Annotated in this window: 19 protein-coding genes; 6 read left to right on the top strand and 13 right to left on the bottom strand. The window is 69.2% G+C overall.

What is annotated here, in order from left to right; genetic code table 11:
• Positions 1–20 precede the first annotated feature (20 nt).
• Entirely contained in the window at positions 21–1,625 is a 1,605-nt protein-coding gene (locus tag Ahu01nite_RS17080) for an MFS transporter (RefSeq protein WP_203837510.1), read from the bottom strand.
• The gene (locus tag Ahu01nite_RS17085; RefSeq protein WP_203837511.1) at positions 1,622–2,110 is read right to left on the bottom strand and encodes a MarR family winged helix-turn-helix transcriptional regulator; all 489 of its coding nucleotides are present in this window, start codon (positions 2,108–2,110) and stop codon (positions 1,622–1,624) included. The genes Ahu01nite_RS17080 and Ahu01nite_RS17085 overlap by 4 nt, the downstream gene beginning before the upstream one ends.
• Positions 2,111–2,216: 106 nt before the next feature.
• Between Ahu01nite_RS17085 and Ahu01nite_RS17090 the strand changes: the two genes are divergently transcribed.
• Positions 2,217–2,825 carry a TetR/AcrR family transcriptional regulator gene (locus Ahu01nite_RS17090; RefSeq protein WP_203837512.1) on the top strand — a complete coding sequence of 203 codons (609 nt, stop codon included), beginning with the start codon at positions 2,217–2,219 and terminating at the stop codon, positions 2,823–2,825.
• 55 nt (positions 2,826–2,880) lie between these two features.
• On the opposite strand, the gene Ahu01nite_RS17095 is transcribed toward Ahu01nite_RS17090, so the two are convergent.
• A complete protein-coding gene (locus Ahu01nite_RS17095) occupies positions 2,881–4,341 on the bottom strand; it encodes a cellulose binding domain-containing protein (protein WP_203837513.1) in 1,461 nt (486 codons plus the stop codon).
• Between the two features lie 149 nt (positions 4,342–4,490).
• Between Ahu01nite_RS17095 and Ahu01nite_RS17100 the strand changes: the two genes are divergently transcribed.
• On the top strand, positions 4,491–5,228 hold the full coding sequence (locus Ahu01nite_RS17100) for a dienelactone hydrolase family protein (protein ID WP_203837514.1): 738 nt from the start codon (positions 4,491–4,493) through the stop codon (positions 5,226–5,228).
• Between the two features lie 31 nt (positions 5,229–5,259).
• Here Ahu01nite_RS17100 and Ahu01nite_RS17105 read toward each other — a convergent pair whose 3' ends face one another.
• From Ahu01nite_RS17105 to Ahu01nite_RS17120, 4 genes are read right to left on the bottom strand one after another with little or no spacing between them, the layout of a single operon-like run.
• Positions 5,260–5,640: a nuclear transport factor 2 family protein gene (locus tag Ahu01nite_RS17105; RefSeq protein WP_203837515.1), complete on the bottom strand. Its 381-nt coding sequence runs from the start codon at positions 5,638–5,640 to the stop codon at positions 5,260–5,262.
• A complete protein-coding gene (locus Ahu01nite_RS17110; protein WP_203837516.1) occupies positions 5,640–7,268 on the bottom strand; it encodes a DUF2334 domain-containing protein in 1,629 nt (542 codons plus the stop codon). The genes Ahu01nite_RS17105 and Ahu01nite_RS17110 overlap by 1 nt, the downstream gene beginning before the upstream one ends.
• Positions 7,268–8,455 carry a non-hydrolyzing UDP-N-acetylglucosamine 2-epimerase gene (gene wecB, locus Ahu01nite_RS17115; protein WP_203837517.1) on the bottom strand — a complete coding sequence of 396 codons (1,188 nt, stop codon included), beginning with the start codon at positions 8,453–8,455 and terminating at the stop codon, positions 7,268–7,270. The genes Ahu01nite_RS17110 and wecB overlap by 1 nt, the downstream gene beginning before the upstream one ends.
• A gap of 27 nt (positions 8,456–8,482) precedes the next feature.
• Complete coding sequence (locus Ahu01nite_RS17120) at positions 8,483–9,832, bottom strand: glycosyltransferase (RefSeq protein WP_203837518.1); 1,350 nt, start codon at positions 9,830–9,832, stop codon at positions 8,483–8,485.
• A gap of 345 nt (positions 9,833–10,177) precedes the next feature.
• Between Ahu01nite_RS17120 and Ahu01nite_RS17125 the strand changes: the two genes are divergently transcribed.
• The 4 genes from Ahu01nite_RS17125 (at position 10,178) to Ahu01nite_RS17140 (ending at position 18,001) form a co-directional block, all read left to right on the top strand.
• The gene (locus Ahu01nite_RS17125) at positions 10,178–10,429 is read left to right on the top strand and encodes a hypothetical protein (RefSeq protein ID WP_203837519.1); all 252 of its coding nucleotides are present in this window, start codon (positions 10,178–10,180) and stop codon (positions 10,427–10,429) included.
• A gap of 134 nt (positions 10,430–10,563) precedes the next feature.
• Positions 10,564–11,145 (top strand): hypothetical protein, encoded by a 582-nt coding sequence (locus tag Ahu01nite_RS17130; RefSeq protein WP_203837520.1) that lies wholly within the window; start codon positions 10,564–10,566, stop codon positions 11,143–11,145.
• A gap of 8 nt (positions 11,146–11,153) precedes the next feature.
• Entirely contained in the window at positions 11,154–13,184 is a 2,031-nt protein-coding gene (locus Ahu01nite_RS17135; RefSeq protein WP_203837521.1) for an SPFH domain-containing protein, read from the top strand.
• Positions 13,181–18,001, top strand: coding sequence for a DNA repair ATPase (locus Ahu01nite_RS17140; protein WP_203837522.1), 4,821 nt, complete (start codon positions 13,181–13,183; stop codon positions 17,999–18,001). The genes Ahu01nite_RS17135 and Ahu01nite_RS17140 overlap by 4 nt, the downstream gene beginning before the upstream one ends.
• Here the strand turns inward: Ahu01nite_RS17140 and Ahu01nite_RS17145 are convergent.
• The 6 genes from Ahu01nite_RS17145 to Ahu01nite_RS17170 all read right to left on the bottom strand — a co-directional run bounded on the left by Ahu01nite_RS17145 (position 17,981) and on the right by Ahu01nite_RS17170 (position 23,668).
• Positions 17,981–18,487, bottom strand: a complete 507-nt coding sequence (locus Ahu01nite_RS17145) for a hypothetical protein (protein ID WP_203837523.1) — start codon at positions 18,485–18,487, stop codon at positions 17,981–17,983. The two genes, Ahu01nite_RS17140 and Ahu01nite_RS17145, sit on opposite strands and share 21 nt — an antisense overlap.
• 93 nt (positions 18,488–18,580) lie before the next feature.
• The gene (locus tag Ahu01nite_RS17150; RefSeq protein ID WP_203837524.1) at positions 18,581–19,207 is read right to left on the bottom strand and encodes a GTP-binding protein; all 627 of its coding nucleotides are present in this window, start codon (positions 19,205–19,207) and stop codon (positions 18,581–18,583) included.
• Positions 19,185–19,613, bottom strand: coding sequence for a DUF742 domain-containing protein (locus Ahu01nite_RS17155; protein WP_203837525.1), 429 nt, complete (start codon positions 19,611–19,613; stop codon positions 19,185–19,187). Before Ahu01nite_RS17155 ends, Ahu01nite_RS17150 begins: the two co-directional genes overlap by 23 nt.
• Positions 19,610–20,074 (bottom strand): roadblock/LC7 domain-containing protein, encoded by a 465-nt coding sequence (locus Ahu01nite_RS17160; RefSeq protein ID WP_203837526.1) that lies wholly within the window; start codon positions 20,072–20,074, stop codon positions 19,610–19,612. Before Ahu01nite_RS17160 ends, Ahu01nite_RS17155 begins: the two co-directional genes overlap by 4 nt.
• Positions 20,071–22,650, bottom strand: a complete 2,580-nt coding sequence (locus Ahu01nite_RS17165; RefSeq protein WP_203837527.1) for a sensor histidine kinase — start codon at positions 22,648–22,650, stop codon at positions 20,071–20,073. The genes Ahu01nite_RS17160 and Ahu01nite_RS17165 overlap by 4 nt, the downstream gene beginning before the upstream one ends.
• Positions 22,637–23,668 (bottom strand): hypothetical protein, encoded by a 1,032-nt coding sequence (locus Ahu01nite_RS17170; protein WP_239158905.1) that lies wholly within the window; start codon positions 23,666–23,668, stop codon positions 22,637–22,639. Before Ahu01nite_RS17170 ends, Ahu01nite_RS17165 begins: the two co-directional genes overlap by 14 nt.
• Between the last annotated feature and the right edge of the window lie 80 nt (positions 23,669–23,748).

The raw sequence follows: 23,748 nt of genomic DNA on the forward strand, positions 1-23,748 counted from the left end.
AACTTATCGTGCCGGGTGGGTCAGCGGGTGACGGCTTCGGCGGGGATGGTGGCTTCGTCTTCGGCGGACCTGGTCTCGGAGGCGGCCTTGGTCATGTCGAGCGACGTGCGCAGGGTGATGTTCTTGAAGAACAGCGAGGCGACGACGCCGATGACCGCGATGAACGCGGAGATCATGAAGATGTGGCCGGTGGCGTCGCCGTAGGCGGCGCGGACGATGTGCTGGAGGGAGTCGGGGAGGCTCGACAGGTTCAGGGCGCTGATGCTGCCGCCGCCGGAGCCGGCCGGGGCGCCTGAGGCGGCGAGCTGGCTGGTGATCGAGTCGGTGACGCGGTGGGCGAGGACGGCGCCGAGGACCGAGACGCCGATCGTGCCGCCGAGGGAGCGGAAGAACGCGATCGTGGAGCTGGCGGCGCCGATGTCCTTGAGGGAGACCGAGTTCTGGACGGCGAGGACCAGGTTCTGCATCGACATGCCGACGCCGATGCCGACCAGCAGCATGCCGGTCCAGAGGAACCAGAGCGGGGTTTCGTGGTCCATGAAGGCGAGCATGGCAAAACCGGCGACCAGGATGGCCGTACCCGCGAGGATGTAGGGCTTGATTTTGCCGGTCTTGGTGATCATGCGGCCGGACACCGTTGAGGAGACCAGGAGGCCGCCCATCAGGGGGATGGTGAGCAGGCCGGCTTCGGTGGGGCTGTAACCGCGGCCGATCTGGAAGTACTGGCCGAGGAAGACCGAGCCGCCGAACATCGCCATGCCGACTGCGAGGCTGGCGACGATGGCCAGGGCGGTGTTGCGCTGCTTGACGATCGGCAGGGGGACGACCGGCTCGGCGACGCGGGACTCGACCCAGACGGCGGCGACGAGGATCAGGATGCCGGGGATGACCATGGCGAAGGTCTGCCAGGAGATCCAGGCGAAGGAGCTGTCGACGAACGAGATCCAGATCAGGATGACGCTCACGCCGAGGGCGATCAGGCTCGCGCCGACGTAGTCGATCTTGACGTTGTCGCGCTTGAAGACCGGCAGGTGCAGGGTCCGCTGCAGGACGATCAGGGCGAGGACCGCGACGGGTGCGCCGGCGAAGAAGCACCAGCGCCAGCCCAGCGGGGAGTCGACGATGACGCCGCCCAGGAGCGGGCCGCCGACCGTGGCGAGGGCGAGGACGCCGCCGAGGTAGCCGTTGTAGCGGCCGCGTTCGCGGGGTGCGATCATCGCGGCGATGGCGACCTGGACCAGGGCCTGGACGCCGCCGAGGCCGATGCCCTGGAAGGCGCGGGCGGCGATCAGCTCACCGGCGGTCTGGGAGAAGCCGGCGACGATCGAGCCGGCCACATAGATGATGATCGAGAGCTGGACCAGCAGTTTCTTGCTGTAGAGGTCCGAGAGCTTGCCCCAGATCGGGGTGGTCGCCGTGCTGGTGAGCAGCGTTGCCGTGACGACCCAGGTGTACTGGTTCTGGGTGCCGTTCAGCGATCCGATGATCGTCGGCAGGGCGGTCGAGACGATGGTGGCGCTGGACATGGCGACGAACAGGGCCAGCAGGAGGCCGCTGAGGGCCTCCAGGATCTGGCGGTGGCTCATCGCATCAGGTTCGACGCGCGTAGTGGTCGGTGCGCTCATCGCGCGGCCTCCAGCGGGTTGAGGGTCTTGAGGGTGAGGTCTGAAGAGAAGCGCTGCATGAGCGCGGTGAAGACGGCGATGTCGTCGAGGGCCCATCCCTGCATGGCCACGGCGAGACGGTCGTCGATCCAGCCGTAGATCTCGTCGAGGGTGCGTCGGCCGTGGGCGCTCAGGGCGAGGACGCTGGCGCGGCCGTCGACCGGGTCGGCGGCGCGGTCGACGAGGCCTGACCTGACGAGGGCGGCGACCGAGCGGCTGACCGTCGAGGGGTCGAGCGAGCAGCGGACGGCGAGATCCTTGAGGTGGCAGCCGGCGTCGGAGCCGGGGGTCATCTGATCGATCGACGCGAGCACCATCAGGGTGCCCGGGGGCACGGCCGCGTGCTGGCTCGGCAGCTCGCCCTTGAAGAGGCGGAACGCTGTGAACATCTCGCGGACCTGGTGGAGCAGTTCGCGACGAGCCGCGGTGCCGGCGTCGTCAGGCATGAGAGCCTCCTGCGGGATGGGTGTCACATACAACTATCTGCTTGACTTGCTCAAAGTGCAAGTTTGCCCATTGGGAAGTGATGCAGATCGCCGCTAAGCTTCGGCCATGAGTACCGCCACGTCCGAGCCCGGGCTGCGGGAGCGCAAGAAGGCCGCTACCCGCCAGGCCCTGCATGAGGCCGCGGTCCGGCTCGCGATCGCGCACGGGGCCGACAAGGTCACGGTGGAGGCGGTGGCGGACGAGGCCGGGGTCTCCCGGCGTACGTTCTCCAACTACTTCGCCAACAAGGAAGAGGCGCTGCTCTACGGCGACCACCGGCGCATCGCCACGCTTGTCGACCTGGTCCGGGGCCGGCCGGCGCGGGAGAGCGCGTGGACCGCGCTGGCCGGCGCGTCCGACGAGTACTACGAGCAGATCGGCGTGGTCGACCCGCAGTGGGTGGCGCAGACGCGGCTGCTGCGGACCGAGCCGGCACTGCTCGTCCAGCAGGTCAGCACGTTCGCCGCGCTGGAGCAGGAGCTGGCGGGTGCAGTCGCCGATCGGCTCGGCGATCCCGTCACCGCCCGGCTGATGGCCGCCACGTTCATGACCGCGATGCGGGTCGCGCTGCACTTCTGGCTGGAGAGCCCGGACGACACATCTCTGCGTGACCTGGCCCGGCGTACGGTCGCCGAGCTCGGCAAGGGTTTTGAACGAGAAAACGCGGCCCCGTGAGGGACCGCGTTTCTCTAGGGATGGTTCTTCCGTTGGGGGACGGAAACTCAGGTGCCTAGCCCTTGAAGCCGGCGAAGATCTTGGAGAACTCGAACGGCGACTGGGTGACGTTGGTGCACTGGAAGAGCGCGCCGTTGCAGGCGTTCTTGTCGCGGTTGACCTCCCAGAAGGAGACGAACCCGAGGTGGTTGCTGTTCGCGAAGGCGACCAGGTCCCGGGCGTCGTCCTGGGTGAAGGTGCCGTTGTCGTCGTTCTTGCCCAGCATCGGGGTCACGCCGACCATCTTGAAGGCGGCCGCGTCGCTGTTGCCGTAGACCGACTTGATCTGGTCCTTGGTGGACTTGACGGCCTGGATCGCCAGGTCGCCGTAGTCCTGACCGGAGCGGCCATAGTCCATCGCCATGATGTTGACCAGGTCGAGGTCGACGCCCGCGTTCTTCGCCGACTTGACCACGTTCACACCGTCGGCGGTGAGGCCCTCGGGCAGCACCGGCAGGGTCAGCGAGATCTTCAGGCCGGGGTTGGCCTTCTGCAGCGCGGCGAGCGCGGTCGAGCGGCGGGCGATCGTGGTCGGGTCGGCCACGGCCGCGCCCTCGATGTCGAGGTCGATGTACTTCAGGTTGTACGCGGAGACGACCGCCTGGTACTCGGCCTGCAGCGCCTTCACGTCGGTGCACGCCTGCGCCAGCTCGATGCCGGTCGCGCCGCCGAAGGACACCTTCACGTCGCCGCCGCCGGCCCGGATCGCCGTGATCTGGTCACCGAACTGCTTGGCCCGCGGGTCGAACGCGTTGAACCAGCTCGCCTTGCAGCCGACGCTGGTGACGAACGCCAGCGAGTACGACTTGACGTTCCCGCTCGATGCCAGCTGCGACAGCGTCGTGCTGCCGTTGGAGAGCAGGCCCATGTCGACGTACGGCGCGACGAGCACGTTGCCGCTGCCCGAGGACGGCGGTGTGGTGGTCGCCGGTGCGCTGGTCGGTGCCGTCGTCGGCGCCTTCGTGGTGGGCGCGGTCGTGGGCGCCTTGGTGGTCGGTGCCGTGGTCGGAGCCTTGGTCGTCGGCGCGGTGGTGGGTGCCGTGGTCGGGGTCGAGCCGCCGCCACCGCAGGACGCGCCGTTGATCGTGCAGCTGGTCGGTGCGCCGCTGCCGGTCACGATGAACCCGAACGTGGTGGTCGCGCCGGCCGGGATCGTGGCGTTGTAGCCCTTGTCCTTCGCCGTCGACGTGGTCCCCGCGGTGGTGACCGTGGCCTCCCACGAGCTGCTGAGCTTCGCGCTGGCCGGCAGGCCGAAGACGAGCTGCCAGCCGCTGACCGCGGCGCCACCTGAGTTCGTGATCGTGTATTTGCCCTGGTAGCCGTTGCCCCAGTCGGAGTCCTTGGTGAAGCTCGCGGTCAGCCCGCCGGTGGCCTGCGTCGACGGGTTGGTGGCAGCGACCGCGGCGACGGCGCCACCGCCGATGGCGATTGCGGCGGCTCCCGCGTAGATGGCCAAACGCAGACGACGACGTGCCATGGGCAGAACTCCGATCAAGGTAAGGCTGAGAACGAGACTGATCGTGATCCTGGGCGGCTTAAAGCGTTCTGCCAAATTCCTTAAGTCTGTTTTAAGTGGCACCAACCGGCGTCGACGATCACGGTGGGTAAGGGGGATAGCGTGCCCGTATGAACAAGACCACCGTGGACATCACAACCCCGGACGGCGTCGCGGACGCGTACCTGGTGCTGCCCGACGGCGACGGGCCGTTCCCGGGCGTGCTGCTCTACCCGGATGCCTTCAGCCTGCGTCCCCGCATCTACGAGATGGCGGAGCGGATCGCCGAGCACGGGTACGCAGTCCTCGCCCCGAACCTGCTCTACCGCGGTAAGCGCGCCCCGCTCTTCGACGGCTCCCTGCAGACCCCGGAGGCCCGGGAAGCCGCCATCGCCACGATCATGCCGCTCGTCATGGCGCTGAACACTCCCGAGATCCTGTCCGACACCAAGGCGTACCTGGACTTCTTCAGCGCCTACGAGACCGGCCCGGTCGCGATCACCGGTTATTGCATGGGCGGCACGAACGCGTTCAAGGCGATCGCGGCGTACCCGGACCGGATCAGAGCAGTGGCCAGCTTCCACGGCGGCCGGTTGGTGACCGATCAGCCTGACAGCCCCCACCTGGCGGTAGGGGCTATCACGGGTGAGCTGTATTTCGGCCACGCCGACAAGGACCACTCGATCACCGCCGAGCAGATCGCCGTGCTCGAGCAGGCGCTGGACGAGGCCGGGGTCACCTACACGTCGGAGATCTACGACGGCGCCTCGCACGGCTACACGATGACCGACACGTCCGCGTACGACGAGGCCGGCGAGAAGCGCCACTGGGAAAACTTGTTCGCGCTCTTGGAAAGAACTCTCAAGTAGAACGGGCCCCTGCCGATGGAGGGAGACGTGATCACAACTCGTACTCGTCTTCCTCGTCGAGCAGGCCGTGGAAGTAGCGGCGCAGCGCCGTCACGTCGTACACCTGCCGGACCTCACTGATCAGGCCGTCGGTGACCGTGAGGAACTCGGCGAAGCGGGCCGTGCCGAAGGGAGCGGCACAGTCGTAGACCAGCGCCGCCCGGTCGTCCGCGCAGACGGTCGAGGCGATCGTGACCGAGTCGGCGAACGCGGCCATCCGCTGCAGGAGCTGGGCCAGTTCCTCGTCATCGGCCGGCTGGTCGAGGTTCCATTCGATCTCGGCGTCCGGTGCGATGACCCGCAACATGGCGTTGCGGTCCTGATGGATCCACGACTGCGCGTAGAACGCCGCTACCTCCCCGGTGGCGGACATCAGCCGGTGACCATCGAGTCGCCGGTGACGAACGTGTAGCCCTGCGCCTTGAGCCCCGTGACCAGCGTCTTCAGGTGGTCCGTGCCGAGGTACGCGTGGTAGAAGAAGCTGGCCACGCCATCGCGTACGACCAGGTTGCGGTCCGCGGAGGCGAGCAGGTCGGCGGGCAGCCGGGCGGGGTGGTTGTTGAACGCGTCGGGCTCGACGTTGCCGATGTTCTCCGGGATCACGACCGAGCCGTAGACGTCGCGGACGGCGTACGGGAAGAACTGCCCGAACTGGCGGGTGTAGTCGAACTGCGCCCCGGTGAGCACGCCCGGGAAGTAGAGGCCGCGGTCGTAGCGCTTGCCGAACAGCGTGTTGATCGTCTGGTAGTCCAGCCCGCTCGCCGCGTAGTGCGGGAACTCGAACGTCGTGGGCATGCCGAGGCCGGCGAGCGCGAAGGTCAGGCCGGCGGCGGTGACGCGGCTGGTCACGTATGACGCCGAGTCCTCCTTGACCGGGCCGTCATAGATCACGCTGTTGTTCGCGTCGACGTGCGCCATGTAGAACTCGAAGTCGTTCGCGCTGACGCCGTCGTACGGGTTCGCCACGTTGCCGTACTGGTGGGTGTAGCCGTGCATGATCAGGGTGCCGCCGCGCTTCTGCATGTATTTCAGCGCCGCGACGACCTTCGGCTTGTTCACCAGCGTGTAGTCCTGGGCCTTGCCGTTGTTCTGCACGCCCTTCGGGTCGCGGTACCGCGGGTAGACGGCGACGCTGAACGGGACCTTCTCGGCGTAGAGGTAGTCGGCGATCGCCTTGAGCTCGTCCGGGTCGGAGTCGGGGCCGATGTCCTCGATGCGGGCGAGGGCGCGGTGCCGTTCCCGGGAGACGCCGGTGTCGCCGAGCGAGTCGAAGAGGATGTCGGCGAACGCGAGGTAGCGGTCGTCGTGGGTCACGTACGCGAACGGGATCTCGCCGACGTAGGTGAAGTTGCCGGACTGGACGGCCCAGGGGAAGGTGGTGCCGTCCGGGCGTACGGCCGAAGCCAAGGTCTTGAACTTGGAAGTGTCCGTGACCGTGAGGTTCATGATGCCGGACTTGTCGGTCGTGTCACGGGTGAGCTTTTTGCCCTTGTAGTCGACCTCGGTCACGTCGGCGAAGTCGAACGAACCGCTGGTGAAGCCGTGGTTGGCGGCGAAGTTCGCGTCCTTGGCGGCCAGCTGCCAGATGTTGTCGAAGAGCCAGGTCACCGGCTTCTTCGTCGCGGTGATGTCGGTGAGGAACGCGGCCGGCAGCGGCTCGTCGTAGGTGGAGCCCACGTAGACCACGGCCGTGTAGGTGTTCAGGTCACCGGCCTTGTAGGCCGCGACCGGCGCCGCGGTCCAGGAACCGAAGTGCGAGGCGAGGTTCGCGGTCTGGGTGGCGTAGACCTCGCCCATCCAGCCGTAGTCGCCGGTGGTGTCGTAGAGCACGAGCGTCTTCGCGGTCCCGCCGCCCGGCGCGGCCTTGCCCGACTTGGTGGCGGCCGACGTGGTGGTGGTCGCGGCGTCGGCGTTCATCACGCCGACCCCGAGGGCGGCGGTGGCGGTGAGGGCGACGCCGGCGCCGAGGATCGTGCGGCGGGTGATTTTGGGGGTACGCATCAGAAGGACGCTCCGTACGTGACAGCGGCGGTGGACTCGAAGGCGGGCATCGGTTCGGGAGCCTCGGCGAGGCCGAGCAGGTTCGCGGTGGCCTGAGCGGTACGGCTGGCCGCGAGACCGTCGCCGTAGGGATTTCCGCCCGCGGTCATCGCGTCGCGGCGCACCCGGCTGTCGAGCAGCAGGGCCGCCTCCTTGACGATCAGTTCGGGGTTGGAGCCGACGAGCTTGGCGCAGCCGGCGTGCAGCGACTCGACCCGCTCGGTGACCTCGCGCAGCACCAGCGCGGGAACGCCGAACGACGGGGCCTCCTCCTGGATGCCGCCCGAGTCGGTGAGCACCAGGTACGCCTCGGAGAGCAGACGCGACAGATCCGGGTACGGCAACGGGTCGGTGATCGTGACCCGCTCGACGCCGCCGAGGCCGGCCTCGACCTGGGCGCGCACGGCGGGGTTCGGGTGGCTCGGCAGCACCACGTCGATGTCGTCGTACCGCTCGACGAGCTCGCGGACGGCGGCGAGGATGCGGTCGAGCGGGGCGCCCCACGACTCGCGGCGGTGCGCGGTGACGACGACCAGCCGGTTCTCGGAGTCGGCGCGGGCGGCCAGCGCGGGGGTCTCGTACGGCATCCGCCGCCCGGCAACCGCGAGCGTGGCGTCGACCACGGTGTTCCCGGTGATCAGCACGTCGGCGGTGTTGATGTTCTCGTCGAGCAGGTTCATGGCGGCCAGCGGCGTCGGCGCGAGGTGCAGCGACGCGACCTGCGCGACCAGCCGGCGGTTGCCCTCCTCGGGGAACGGCGACTCGAGGTCACCGGAGCGCAGCCCCGCCTCGAGGTGCACGACCGGGATCCGCCGCCAGAACGCGGCGAGCGCGCCGGCCAGGCTTGTGGTGGTGTCGCCCTGCACGATCACGGCGGCGGGGGTCCGCTGCGCCCACAGCTCGTCGAGCTGCCGGATCATCTCGGTGAGCAGCTCGGCCTGGGTTCCCGTGCCACGCTCGACGGTCAGCGTGACGTCGGGTTCGAGGCCGAACGCGACGAGCGCCTGGCTGACCATCGTGGGGTGCTGGCCACTGGCGACCAGGACGGGGGCGAGCAGGCCGGCTTCGCGCATGGCGAGCACTACGGGGGCGAGCTTGACGGCTTCGGGGCGGGTGCCGCCGATCAGGTGTACCTCGGGGAGCGACATTTTTTGGACCTTTTCTAGCAGGGGGAGTCAGGCGGCTAGAGCGACTTGCAGCGGTGCGGGGGAGATCGGCTCTTCGGCGAGCCGCTCGGTCTTGGCCCAGGACTGCCGGCCGCTCGCCTGGCGGGCGATGGCGCGGTAGGTGGCGACCAGACCGAGGAGAAGGAAGATCGGGTACGCGACCGCGGCGGTGAGCAGCCGGCGCAGGCTCTCGTCCCGCAGCCGGTAACGGTGCACGAGGGCCCAGATGAAGCCGGGGAAAAACGTCACCGCGAACCACACCTCGCCGCTCGTGGCCAGGTCCTGCCAGGAGCGCAGGTAGGGCATCGGGTGGCCGAGCGCCAGACCGGCGGCGCCGGCCAGGACCCCGCCGAGCAGGGCGACGGTGACCAGCGCGTTGATCCAGGGCGAGACCAGGTAGTGGAACATCTCCACCAGCGAGGTCACGCCGATCCGCTTGGAGGCGGCCAGCCGGCGCAGGTAACGCGCGCACTGCAGGTTGCCCTGGGCCCAGCGGGTGCGCTGGCGGGTGAGCCGGCGCAGGTCGACGACGGCCTGCTGGGTGACGGTGGCCCGCGGGGTGTAGCGGATGCCGACCCCGTCGAGGTGCATCCGCAGGCCGAGCTCGAGATCCTCGACGAGGCAGGCCGACCAGGGCGCGTCGCCGAGAGCCAGCAGCGCGGAGAGCCTGGTGAACTGCCCGTTGCCGCCGAGCCCGACCGTGTCGATCGTGTCGCGCAGGCTCTGGCAGGCGTTGACGATGGCCCCGAACTCGAGGTCCTGGACCGCGCCGAGGAGCTTGTTGCGGTTGCGGATGCGGACCTGCACCTGCACCGCGCCGATCTGCGGGTCGCGCATCATCCGGGAGACCTCGAGCAGGATGTTGCTGCTGCCCTGGCCGTCGCCGTCGATGATGCCGATGACGACCTTGTCCGGGCGTACGCCGGCTTCGGTGGTGATCTGCGCGATATAGCGGTAGGCGGCGTTGAGCGCCTCGCCCTTGCCCTTGCGTGCTTCGGGAAGCTCGCGGCGCAGCACCATCAGCCTCGGGTGGTTGATGGCGGCGAGTACGTCGGGGGTGCGGTCGTCCGATCCGTCGTCGACCACGAGGACCCGGGCCAGGGTGCCGCCGGGGCCGCCGAGGGCCAGTGCCGCGTTGACCGTGTTGCCGACGACGACCTCTTCGTTCAGCGCCGGCACGATGATCCAGAAGTGCTCCGGCGTGCCGTCGCCCTTCGCCAGCGACCGGTCGACGACGACCCGGCGATGCGACGCCATGTAACGGACCGCGAAGCTGACCAGGGCCAGCGTCGAGACGGGCCAGGCCAGCAGGATCGCGTAGCCGGTGATCACGAGGAACCAACTGTTCGATGCCGTCATGACCCGCCCTCCCTTCATCACTGTTCGTGTCAGCAGTGCAGTCACTCTTGCCGCGCCGCTGGACTAATCAGGACATTAGGGTGTCACCGAGCGTGATTCAAGGCCGCGGACCGGAGGTCTCGGGCGAACTGGCCAAATGGGCTATGCCAGACATCTCAGGCGTCGCAAAGCGTTAAATAACCGGCAAAAGGCCGCGTCACGTGGCGTGAGGACAAACCTCGCGTGCGGGGCGATCACCTACCGTCGCGCGAGCTTTTAGTCACTCAAGGTGATGTAGGCCGTTGCGGGCAAGGAGTGGCCCGGGGATCACTGCCTGTTACTTACGGTGAGGTCTATGCTGCCTGCGTGAACCGGACCCTGATGCGCGCCCTGATCGACCTGGCCGTGTCGATCGAACTCACCAGCGACGACGAAATCGAGCCGGAAACGGCGACAACCCTGATCGACGAGCTGGCCGCGTCGCTCGAGGATCTGAGCGAGGCGGAGCGCGACGAGCTGATCGACTACATCGAGGAACTCGCCGCGGCGACCCGCGATCGCGACCGTCGTGAGGTGCTGCAGGACCTGCCCGACGCCCTGGCTCTGACGGACGACTGACTCTTACTTGTGACCGGCCCTCGTCCTGATGGACGAGGGCCGTTCTTGCCTACCCCTGTCATCATCGACATCACCGCAAGGATCGCTTGGCACACGGGGAGCGACGGCGGCGGCACACGGGGGCGGGCTGAGTCATGGGTGGGTTCTTCGAGGCTGTGCTCAGCTTCCCCACCGTTGTTTTCACTCCGCTGCTCGTGGTGGTCATCGGTTATTGGCTGGTCGTCATCGTCGGTGGCGCCGATCCCGATGGCGACGGCGCGGCTGACGACGGCGGCGGGTTCCTGGGTTTCCTCGGACTCGGCGGTGTGCCCGCCTCCGTGGTGCTCTCCCTGCTCGTCGTCTTCGCGTGGTTCGGCAGCCTCGCCGGCACCGAGCTGCTCGACATGATCCCGGTCGCGCTGGTGCTGGCGGGTGCCGTCGCCGCGGCCTGGATTCTCACCAAGGTCGCCGTCATGGCGGTCAAACGCTTCCTGCCGACCGGCCCGGAACCCTCCCGGGCCGACTTCATCGGGCTCACGTGCGTCATCCGCACCGGGCGGGTGACCCGCACGTTCGGCCAGGCCGAGGTGCACTCACCCGACGGTTCCTCCGCGATCGTGCAGGTTCGCCAGGCCGGCGACGACGATCTGCGCGCCGGGACAACCGCCCTTCTGTACGACGTCGACCCCGAAGGCGAGTTCTTCTGGGTCATCCCGTCCGACATCGCCAACGTTTAAGGACCCCCATGGACGTGGTCACCACTGGATTCGGCGTGCTCATCGCCGTCGTACTGCTCATCGCGATCGGTGTCCTGCTGTTCGTCAGCCGGCTGTTCCGCAAGGTGGAGCAGGGCAAAGCGCTCATCGTCTCCAAGGTGCGCCGCGTGGACGTCACCTTCACGGGCGCCGTCGTGCTGCCCGTGCTGCACAAGTCCGAGATCATGGACATCTCGGTGAAGACCATCGAGATCGCGCGGACCGGGCGTGAGGGTCTGATCTGCCGGGACAACATCCGCGCCGACATCCGGATCACGTTCTTCGTCCGGGTCAACAAGACCGTCGAGGACGTCATCAAGGTCGCCCAGGCGATCGGCACCGCGCGGGCCAGCAACGAGCTGACGCTGCAGGAGCTGTTCAGCGCGAAGTTCTCCGAAGCGCTCAAGACCGTCGGTAAGCAGCTGGACTTCGTCGACCTCTACACCAAGCGCAACGAGTTCCGGGACCAGATCATCGAGGTGATCGGCACCGACCTCAACGGTTACAGCCTCGAGGACGCCGCGATCGACTTCCTCGAGCAGACCCCGATGTCGTCGCTCGACCCGAAGAACATCCTCGACGCGCAGGGCATCCGGAAGATCACCGAGCTGACCGCGATCGAGTCGGTGCTCACCAACGACTTCCGGCGCAACGAGGAGAAGGAACTCACCCGCCAGAACGTGGACGCCAAGGAGGCGATCCTCGAGCTGGAGCGCCGCCAGGCCGACGCGGAGATCAAGCAGCGCCGGGAGATCGAGACGATGCGGGCCCGCGAGGAGGCCGAGATCGCGCTCGCTCACGCCGAGGAGCGGCTGCGGGCCGAGGGCGCGCACCTGCGTACCGAACAGCAGCTCGGCATCCAGACGCAGAACAAGGACCGGGAGATCGCGGTCGCCGAGAAGAACCGCGAGCGGGTCATCGCGATCGAGACCGAGCGCATCGAGAAGGACCGGATGCTCGAGGTGATCGGTCGCGAACGGGAGACCGAGCTCTCCACGATCTCCAAGAACAAGGAGATCGAGACCGAGAAGCGCTCGATCGCCGACCTGATCCGCGAGCGCATCGCGGTGGAGAAGACCGTCGCCGAGCAGGAGGAGAACATCAAGCGCCTCCGCGTCGTCGAGGAGGCCGAGCGCACCCGGCAGGCCGTGATCATCAACGCCGAGGCCGAGGCGCAGGAGGCCCTGGTCAAGGACATCAAGGCCGCCGAGGCCGCCGAGACCGCCGCGAAGTTCAAGGCCCGCGAGGAGCTGGTGCTGGCGGAGGCCCGCCAGCAGACCGCGGAGCTCGATGCCCGGGCGAAGATCCGGATGGCGGAGGGTACGCAGGCCGAGGCCGCAGCGGCAGGCCTCGCCGACGTGCAGGTCCGCGAACGCAACGCCGAGGTGATCGAGAAGACCGGCCGGGCCAACGCCGAGGTCATCGAGAAGACGGGCCGCGCCGAGGCCGCCGTCGAGCAGGCGAAGGCGCTGGTCGTCGCCGAGGCTATCCGCGAGAAGCTGCTCGGTGAGGCCGCGGGTCTGCAGGAGAAGGCCGGCGCGATGGCGGCGATGGATGCCGCCACCCGCGAGCACGAGGAATACCGGCTGCGGCTCGAGATGGAGAAGGAGATCCGCCTCGCCGGCATCAACGTGCAGAAGGACATCGCCGAGTCCCAGGCGACCCTCATCGCGACCGGGCTGGAGCGCGCCGACATCGACATCGTCGGCGGCGACTCGATCTTCTTCGACAAGCTGGTCGGCGCGATCTCCATGGGCAAGAGCGTCGACGGCTTCGTCGAGCACTCGAACGTCGCCCAGAGCCTGGGAGCCCGGTACCTCGACGGCTCCACGAACTTCACCGAGGACCTGGGCCGCGTGCTCGGCTCGGTGAACACCGGTGACGTCGCCAACCTGACCCTGTCGGCGTTCCTCACCCAGCAGATCCGGTCGGGTGGCAACGACACCGGCAAGCTCAAGGAGCTGCTGGCCGCCGCCGAAAAGATGGGTCTGGGCGACGCCAAGGTTCCCGCAGCCCGGTGAGTGAACTCGACGCAGGTACCTATGAGGTTCTCCGCGCCCGGCTGGGCGTGCAGGCCAAGGAGCTGGGTGAGCGTGCGGAACAGCTGAACGCCCGCCGGACGGAGATGTTCGGCGGGCAGCAGATGCGCCAGCTCGGCTCGCAGCGGGTGCGCACGGAGAACAACTGCGTGCCGCGCGACATCGTGCAGGTCGGCGGCGCGATGCTGTTCGGCTACAACGTCTTCATCGGGCTGCGCTCGGAGACGTCGGTGGCGGACGTGTTCGCCGTGCACGCGTTCACCCAGGACGGTGGCTTCGAGGCGGCCACCGTGCCGGGGTTGCTCGACGACCCGGGTTTCCAGCGGGACTTCGCCGAGCTGTACCGCTACTACCGGGAGACGCATCTGCTGCAGCTGCGGCGGCTCGACTCGCTGCTGCTGGCCGTCTTCCAGACCGGTGCGCGCGCCGACGACCTCAAGGTGCTGCGGTGGCGGCTGGGCGCGGACGGGTCGGTGACGTACGTCGACAACCGCGGCGAACGGGATCACGTCTTCCCGCCTTCGCACGACTTCGAGTGGACGCTGACCACCCGTGACCAGCACGTGCTCGGGCGGCACCCGCACGTGTCCATCGACGACGAGGTGTTCGTCGAGACGGTCGGCGGCACGCTCACCGTCAAGGTGGAGAACAACACCGAGGACGGCGAGGGCATCTTCTCCGAGCCGGTGGACGAGCCGCTGCAGAGCCTCGCTGACGGGGAGATCGCGTACGCCCGGGTCGGTCCGCTGATTCTGCTGCGCATCCTGCCGTACAAGGAAACCGTGCACCGGTACCTGGTCTTCAACACCCGGACCCGGGACGTACGCCGGCTCGACGGCATCGGGCAGGCGTGCCAGCGGCTCCCCGAGGACCAGGGCATCATCTTCCCGGGCGGCTACTACCTGGCCACGGGTCTGGCGAAGACGTTCGACGCGGAGACCGCCGAGCTGGAGTTCGAGCGGGTGGTGCGCTCGGTCAACGGCGAGGACACGCTCTACGTGTTCCACGCGCGGGCCGCCGGGCGTTACCTGCTGCTGCCGTACAACGTGATCCGTAAAGAGGTCGCGACCCCGATCACGTGCCACGGGTATTCGCTGTTCGACGACGGGACGCTGATCGCGTTCCGGGCGATGGACGAGCCGGCGCGGGTGCACCCGATGCAGGTGTGGCAGACGCCGTACGTCTCGGACACGTACGCCGCGGCGCAGGAGATCGGCACCGGCCCGCTGGAACGCATCGGCAACGCCGACCTGGTCCGGGGCATCGCGGATGCGCTGTCGGTGGCCCGCATGGTCGACGACATGAGCCCCTCCGGCCCGGTCTTCGAGGCGATCATCGCGGCCGCGAACCGGCTGTTCGACCACTACCACTGGCTCGCCGACCCCGAGCTGGGCGATCTCGCCGCCCCGGTGACCGAGCTGCGGACCACCGCCGAGCAGGTGCTCGACGAGTTCGAGTCGGTGCAGGAGCTGACGGCGCAGGCGGCTACCGCGGTCGACGAGGCGGAGGCCTCCACCAGGACACTGGTCCGGCTGTCGCGCAGCGAGGTGCCCGCGACCACGGACGGGTGGGTACGGCAGCTCGCTACGCTGCGTACGGCCCAGGGCCACACGGTCACCCTCCGCGAACTGCGCTACGTCGACACCGACCGGCTCGACCGCCTCGGCGCGGAGCTCGAGTCCGAGGTGGACGCCGCAGCACGTCGTGCCGTGGAGTTCCTGCAGCGCGAGGACGCCTTCGCCGGCTATCAGGATTCGGTCGAGCAGCTCGTCACCGCCGCGGCCGGCATCAAGACGGTCGCCGAGGCGGAACCCGTCGCCGCGAAGCTCGGTGAGCAGGCCGACGGCCTCCAGGTCGTCACCGAGGTGGTCGGCGGTCTCGACATCGCCGACGCGACCGTCCGGGTCGGCATTCTGGAACGCATCGGCGAAGTGCTCGGCGGCGTCAACCGGGCCCGCGCGACCCTCGACGCCCGCCGCCGCGACCTCGCCGCCGTCGAGGGCCGGGCCGCGTTCGCCGCCGAGTTCGCGCTGCTCACCCAGTCGGTGACGGCCGGGCTGGCCGCCGCGGACACCCCCGAGCACGGCGACGAACAGTCCGCCAAGCTGATGTTGCAGGTCGAGGCGCTGGAGTCCCGGTTCGGGGACTTCGACGACTTCGCGGACCAGCTCGCCGCGAAACGCTCGGAGATCTACGAGGCATTCGCCGGACGGCGCCAGCAGTTGCTGGACGACCGGTCACGCCGGGCCGACCGGCTGTTCTCGTCGGCGCAGCGCACGTTGACCAGCGTGCAGCGCCGGGCCGCGGGTCTGACCACCGTGGACGAGGTCAACACGTACTTCGCCACGGACCAGATGGTCGCGAAGCTGCGGTCGGTGGCTGCTGAGCTGCGTACCCTCGGCGATTCTGTGCGTGCCGAGGAGCTGGACGGGCGGGTCAAGGCCGCGCGGCAGGAGGCCGGCCGGTCCCTGCGCGACCGGCTCGACCTGTTCTCCGACGGGGGCGCCACGATCCGCCTCGGGCGGCACTCGTTCGCGGTGAACACCCAGGCCATCGATCTGACCGTGGTGCCGAACGGCGACGAGCTGGCGTTCACGGTCACCGGCACCGACTACCGCGCGCCGGTCACCGATCCGGCGTTCGCCGCCACGCAGGATTTCTGGACGCAGTCGCTGATCTCCGAGGACCGCCACGTCTATCGGGGTGCGCATCTGGCTGCCGCGATCTTCGCCGCGGACCCCGCGGGAACGGCCACGGCCCTGGCCGACGGGTCGCTGCGGGACGTGGTGCGGCGTGGTGCCGAGGCACGCTTCGACGAGGGGTACGAGCGGGGCGTACACGACAGCGACGCGACCCTGATCCTCGGCGCGCTGATCCGCTTGCACGCCGCGGCCGGGCTCCTGCGTTACGAACCCCAGGTCCGTGCCGCAGCGCAGCTGTTCTGGGCCGGCACCACGCCGGAACAGCAGGCGTTGTGGACGTTGCGGGCCTCGTCGCTGGTCCGGGCGCGGGACATGTTCGGCTCCGCGGGCAGTGCCATGGACGAGTTGCGGGCGGAACTAGATCTTGCGGCGGGTACGGACGTCGGCGAATACCTCATCGAGGAGCTCGCCACCGCGCCGGCGGGGTTCGTGACCAGTGCGGGCGCCCGCCGGTTCCTCGACCGGTTCCACCGTGCGCTCAGTGCCGGTGACCGCAGTTTCGCCGATGATCTGCGCGCCCTGGAGCACGATCCCGCGGCTCGACGCCAGCTCGTCTCGGCGTGGCTGGAGGCGTTCCGGGCGGCTCAGCCGGACAGCGGCTCGCAGCACGATCAGGTCGAGGCGGTCGCCATCGAGCTGACCGGCGCGACGCTGACCCGTTACGACTCGGCGGCGGCGCTCACCGAGACCGTCGAGGGGTTGCTCGGGGTGCACCCGGGCATCACGGACGGGCGGTTCACGCTGCGGCTGGACGAGTTCCTGGTGCGGACCAGGAGGTTCCGGGAACAGCGCATTCCTGCGTACCGTGAATATCAGCGGAAGCGGACCGCCGTGGCCGCGGCAGAACGGGACCGGTTGCGGCTCGACGAGTACAAGGCCGGCGTGATGAGCGCGTTCGTCCGCAACCGGTTGCTCGACGAGGTCTATCTACCGCTGATCGGCGACAACCTGGCCCGGCAGCTCGGCGCGGCCGGTGACAGCAAACGCACCGACCAGTCCGGCCTGCTGCTGCTGATCTCACCGCCCGGTTACGGCAAGACCACCCTGATGGAGTACGTCGCCAACCGGCTCGGCGTGGTCTTCGTGAAGGTGAACGGGCCGGCACTGGGGCACGCGGTCACCTCGCTCGACCCCGCGGACGCACCCGACGCGACCGCGCGCCAGGAGGTCGAGAAGATCTCGTTCGCCCTGGAGATGGGCAACAACGTCCTGCTCTACCTGGACGACATCCAGCACACCTCACCGGAGCTGCTGCAGAAGTTCATCTCGCTCTGCGACGCCCAGCGCCGGATGGAGGGCGTCTGGAACGGGAAGACGCGGACGTACGACCTGCGCGGCAAGCGGTTCGCCGTCTGCATGGCGGGCAACCCGTACACCGAGAGCGGGCAGCGGTTCCGGATCCCGGACATGCTCGCCAACCGGGCCGACGTGTGGAACCTGGGCGACGTGCTCTCCGGGCGCGAGGACGCGTTCGAGATGTCCTACCTGGAGAACGCCCTGACCTCGAACGCCGTGCTGGCGCCGCTCGCCGCGCGGGACCGGGCGGACCTGACGCTGCTGGTGCGGCTCGCGGAGGGCGACGACTCGGTGCGGCCCGACCGGCTGAGCTACGCGTATTCCGCCACGGAGCTGGAGCAGGTGCTGTCGGTGCTGCGCAAGATGCGGCGGGTGCAACGGACGGTGTTGCGCAACAACCAGGCGTACATCGCGTCGGCGGGACAGACGGACTCGTCGCGTGTCGAACCGCCGTTCAAGCTGCAGGGCTCCTACCGCAACATGAACAAGATCGCCGAGCGGATCGTGCCGGCCCTGAACGACGCCGAGCTGGAGTCGATCATCGACGACCACTACGTCGGTGAGGCGCAGACGCTGACCACGGGAGCCGAGGCGAACCTGCTCAAGCTCGCGGAGCTGCGTGGCCGCCTCACCCCGGAGCAGGCAGAGCGGTGGGCCGAGGTCAAGGCGGGCTTCCTGCGCGAGCAGTCGCTGGGCGGAGCCGGCGACGACCCGCTCAACCGGGCTGTCGGCGCGGTGGGCCTGCTCGCCGACAAGGTCAGCGCCGTGGAAAGAGCGATCCTAGTCCTGCGACCGCAGTAGGGAGGGGTCCGCGCGGAGCAGTGCGGCGAGCCGCTTCGCCGCCTGCTCGGTCTCCTGCTCGTCGACGTGCAACGGGATGGGCTCGGGCAGTGGCGGTAGGAAGCCGCGCTGCTCCTCCTGCGGGGGCACGTCCGGTGGCGGGGCGGCCGCGAAGGGATGCGGCTGCGGATAGGGCTCCTCCACCAGGTCGGCGTCGATGACGTCGTCCTGGTGGCCCGGCTCCGGACCACGCTGCACCACGGTGTTGTCCGCGCTGACCTGGACTATGCCGCCCTCGACCGCGAAGTGCAGCAGGAGCGGATCGCCCGATCCCTCGACGCCGACGGTCACGGCCAGCTCGGGGTTGCGGCCCACCACCGCCGCGATCGCCTCGACCAGCTCGTTCACCGCCGGTGGGGTGCTGCTTGCCGACTCGCCGTTGGCCCGCCGCCGCAACTCATCGCGGCGTGCCAGCTTGTCGAGTGCGTCGTCCAGTCCGCCTCGCACGACACCGTCCCTCCGTTACCCGCAGTGGCCGGTACAACTGTGCCCGCTCGCGGGTCAGATTGGAAACCGGTACTACGCGACTCGGCGCAAACCTTACTGCCGCATCCGCAATGCTTTGTTGAGGGCCTGATCCAGAACGACGAGCAGGGCGTCGCGTACGGAACCACGGAACCGGGCATCGAACTGCACTACAGGTACTTCGTCACGCACAGTGAGCGCCCAGCGAACCTCGTCCAGGTTGTAGCCGAGCTGCCCGTTGAAGGTGTTCACACCGACCACGAAGGGAAGCCCAGCACGCTCGAAATAGTCCACTGCGGGATAACAGTCATCAATCCTGGACGTATCGACCACTACCAGGGCGCCGAGGGCTCCACGCACGAGGTCGTCCCACATGAACGAGAAGCGCGACTGGCCCGGCGTACCGAAGAGGTAGAGCTTGAGGGTCTGGTCGATGGTGACGCAGCCGAAGTCCATGGCGATCGTGGTGGTGGTCTTGGCGCTCGCCTGCCCCGGGTCGTCGACGCCGACGGACTCCATCGTCATCTCGGCCTCGGTGGTCAGCGGCGAGATCTCGGAGATGGCACCGACCGTGGTCGTCTTGCCGACGCCGAAGCCCCCGGCCACGATGATCTTGACCGGCACCGGGGCTTTGCGCCGCGGCGGTTCCGGCACACGCGCGCTGCCTACGACGCGGCTGTCAGAGTATGGATCGAAGGCCACGGATCACTCGCATGATGGTGTCGGGGTCGGGGAAGTCGCTCTGCAGGACGTGCACGTCCAGATGCCCCGCTGCCCGCAGATCGCAGACGAGGATCCGGGTCACGCCGAAGTGCATCCGGAGCTGCGCCGAGATCTCCGCCAGGGAAAGCGGGTCGCGGCACAGCTGGACGATTGCCCGCTGCTCGGGGGAGAGCCGCGCGTAAAAAGCGCTCGGCAGCGCGCTGACCTGGGTCTCCAGCCCGATGTCGGGGTCGACCGCGGCCACGCGCCCCGACGTGATCACAAAGGGCCGCAGCGCGGGCGCCACTTCCTGCGGGGCCGGTGGGGCCTCTTTGCCGCGCAGGAACGGCCGGACCCCGGGAGTCGCCGGGTGTTCCGGGTCGTCGGGTCCGGCCGGATATCTCATTGCTGGACGGCGTTCTTCAATTCAGCGATGAGCCGCGGGCTGAGGGCGCCGCCCGCGCGGGTGGCGAAGAGGGTCATCTCGTAGGCGAGCGTGCCCAGGTTGGCGGACCGGTCGGCAACGACGCCGAGCACCGAGCCGGCACTGATCGCGGTCACCAGTAGGTAGCCGTCGGCCATGTCGATGATGACCCGGTTGAGGCTGCCGAGCTTGTACCAGCTTGCCGCGCCGCCGGCGAGGCTGGTCAGGCCGGAGACGACAGCCGCGAGCCGCTCGGCGTTCGGGCGGTCCTTGATCGCGGACATCGCCATGAGCAGGCCGTCGGAGGAGACGGCGATCGCCTCGACCACGCCGGCGGTGCCGGACGTGAACGAGTCCAGCAGCCAGTTGAAGGTCTTGGCCTCGGCGCTGAGCTGCGACTGCGCGGTGCCGTTGCCGGTGTCGGTGGAGTAGGGGGATGTCATCGCGGTTGTCCCTCGGGTTGTGGCTGGGTTTCGCTCAGGGCTCGGGCAACGCCGTACTCGAACTGCTCCATCAACGCCCGGGCGGCGTCGGGATCGAGCGGCTGGGCCGGCGACGCCGGCGGGGTCGGGGTGCTGGGCTCGCCGACCGGCAGGGTCGCGCCCGGCACCCGTCGGGAGAGCGGGGCGTGCCCCACGGCCGGGGGCGCGGACATCTCCTGCTCGGCGACGTCCCACTGGGCCTGGGAGACGCCGGCCTCGAACGCGTCGAAGGCGGCGCGGGCGGCCAGCGCGTCGTCCGTGGTGGGGACGGTCGCATGGATCCTCGGGGCGGTCTCGGCAGGCAGTTGGTTGCCCGGGATCCGCCGGCGCAGCGGCTCGGCAACCTGGCGGGGGATCACCGGGGCCTCTTCGGGTGCGGGGCGCTGGCGGGGAATCGCCGGGGCCTCGAGTTCCGCGCGGACCTGTCCACCGGCGGGTAGCTGCGGCAGGCCGGCCGGGAAACGACCGGCGACCGGCGTGGCCTCCAGTTGCGGCCGCAGGGCGAACGCGTTCCAGGACTTCGCCACTTCGAGCGTACGGGTGGCCCGTCCCAGCATGTTCGAGTCGAACGGCAGGGCGCTGCCCGGAACCGAGCGCGCCGAACCGCCCGCGACCAGCGGCGAGAACTCGCTGTGCTGGCTCGGCACGGTCGCCTGGATCGGGCCGTGCGGCGTGACCACGGTGTCGACCCGCGGCACCAGGTGATCGGGCTGCAGGTCGAGCCAGGCCGTGATGCCACCGTCGGGGGTGTCGGCGAGGGTGACCTCCATGCCGTGGCGCCGGGCGAGCCGGCCGACCACGAAGAGGCCGAGCACCTCGGACGGGGCGAGGTCGAGGCGCTCGCGGCGGGTCAGCCGCGCGTTCTCCTCGGCGATGCGCTCCGGGGTCAGGCCGAGACCGTGGTCGACAACCGCGAGCCGGGCACCCCCGCGCAGCTCGGCGGCGGTGACCGTGACGCGGGTGTGCGGCGGCGAGAACGAGGTCGCGTTCTCCATCAGCTCCGCGAGCAGCAGGGTCAGGTCGGCCAGGACGGCCGGCACGACCACGATCTCCTCGGGCACCTCGACGTCGACGCGCGTGTAGTCCTCGATCTCGCCGAGGGCGAGCCGCACGACGTCGGAGAGCGCCAGCGGGGCCATGTGGTCGTTGGCGCCGGCCCCACCGGAGAGCACCACCAGCGAGCTGGCGTTGCGGCGAAGGCGGCTGGACATGTGGTCGAGGCGGTAGAGCTCGCCCAGCCGGTCGGTGTCGGTCTCCCGGCGCTCCAGGTTGTCGATCAGGGCGAGCTGGCGGCCGACCAGGTTCTGCGTCCGCCGCCCGACGTGCCCGAACATCTGGGCGACGTTGCGCCGGCCGAGCACCTGACGCTCCACCAGCCGGACGGCCGTGCTCTGCACGCGGTCGAAGGCGCGGGCCAGGTCGCCGATCTCGTCCCGGCCGGCCACGTCGACCGGGTCGAGCCGGATCGGGCGTACGGTCTCCGCGTCATCGTCCGCGACCCGTTCCAGCTCGGCCTCGGCGGCGCGGGCGATCCGGTCGGCCGAGGTCGTCAAGCGGCGCAACGGCTGGGCGACCGCGCGCGCCATCAGCAGCGACAGCGCGACGACCGCGAAGACGAGCAGGAGGGCACCGCCGCCGACCACACCGGCCGTACGCAGAGCGCCGTTGCGGCTCTCGGTCACCGCGGCGTCCACGTCGGCGGCCACGCGCTTCTCCACAAAACCGCCGAGCACGATGACCGAGCGCAGCGACGGGAACAGCGTCTGGATGTTCAGCAGCTTCACCGCGCCGGACGGGTCGGTCTGCGCCTGGGTCAGGAACTGGTTGCCGACCCGGGCACCGAACGCCGACTGGGCACCGAGGTAGAGCTTGTACTGGCTGGCGGTGAAGTACGGCTCGCCATTGGTGATGATCAGCTGGAGCTGCAGGAGCGTCGAGGAGAAGAGCCCGACCAGCCCGGAATTCTTGGTGACCACGGCGCCGGTCAGGTGGCTGGCCGCCTGGCTGATCAGGTCGTCACTGCGCAGGGCCTGGTCGAGCGCGTAGACCTGGCGTCCGGCGGACGTGGTCAGGTCGGCGTTCGTGGAGAGGGCGAGCCCGTTGATGATCGGGGTGATCACGTCGGTGAACTCGGTGACGATCTGGTCGGGCCGGATGGTCCGGTTGATCACGTTGGCGCGGGTGCTGGTGAGCCGCGAGATGTTGTTGACCGCGCGCCGCAGCCCGGCCGGCAGCGGCTGGTCCAGGCTCTTGAGGCCCTCGATGCGGTCGGTCGCCTTGGCGCTCTGCACCACGAGCTCGGGCTGCTGGATGAGGCCGAAGAGGTAGCCGACCGAGAGCAGCCGCTCCTCCTGGAGCTCCTGCACGGCCGAGCCGACCTGGGTGGCCAACTGCACGGAGTCGGAGATGCGCTGCGCGTCGCGGCCGACCTCGATGCGGTTGACGACGATCGGCACGGCCAGGGCGACGACGCCTACCAGCGGCACGAGCATCAGCAGGACCAGTTTGCCCAGAATGCGGAGTTTACCGAAGAGCACTGGCGTGCTCCCGTCGTGTGGTGTCCACATCGCCCGGTCCTACGGTCACGTCCCGGGCGGCTTCGCTGTGAATCGGCCGGCCCCGTCGGCGGCGGCCGGTCAGGGGCAGCACGACCGCCCCGACGATGAGCAGCGCGATCAGCACACCGGCGGCCAGCGTCTCCGCCTCGCGGTACGCCAACCGGTCGAGCCGGTCCTGCAGCAGGGTCGCCATCTCCCGGACGGTGATGTTCGACAGGTTCGACAGCGAGACCTGAAGCTGGCTCTGCGCGGTGGCCATGGTCGCCGCATTCGGTACGCCGCCCGGATTCGCACCCCGGGTCAGCGACTCGACACCGCGCCGGAACGAGTCGAGCCCGCTGACCAGGCTCCCGCTCAGCGTGCCGCTCGTGGTGTTGTCGACCGCGGCCTGCAGGTTGTCGGTGAGGCGGTTGACGTACGTGTTGACGGCCAGCACCGCGGCCCCGAACTGCGGGCTGAGCTGGGCGAGCTGCGCGGCGGTGGCCTTGGCGACGAGCTGGCTGTAGTCGCCCATCCGGCTCACCTCGACAACCGTGGTGGGCAGGTCGACGCCGACCGCCTCCTGCAGGTGCGCGAGGTCGTTGTCGGGGTCGCGGGCCAGCTCGGAGTTGTCGCGTACGGCCTCGTAGAGGGCGAGCGTCAGATCGGCGACCTCGACGTGGGCCTGCAGGACGGTGAGCGGGTCGCCAGTGGTCTTGGGCAGCAGCTCGATCTTCTGCCGCAGCCCCGTCCAGCGGTCACGGGTCCGCAGATCGCCGCCGAGCCGCTGGTCCACCGCCGCGACGCCGTTGACCGCGGTGGTCAGCGAGGCGGGCGGGTCGGAGACGCCGGAGAGCGCGGACGACTGCGCCTCGGCCAGCGAGCTGACCAGCGGAGCGAGGGCCGCCAGGTACTCGACGCCCTTCTGCTCGAGCTTGGTGCCGGCCCGCCGGTCGGAGACGTCACTCCAGACCCGGGTGAACAAAACCCCCGCCGGCACGAGGATCAGGACCGTCATGACGGCCGCTAGTACGGAGCGCGTCCGGGTTCGCCGGTGGTTCACCGAGTCTGACATCGTCAATTCCTCCGCCATGCGCC

The organism is Winogradskya humida (assembly GCF_016862215.1).
In the GTDB taxonomy this organism is placed as follows: domain Bacteria; phylum Actinomycetota; class Actinomycetes; order Mycobacteriales; family Micromonosporaceae; genus Actinoplanes; species Actinoplanes humidus.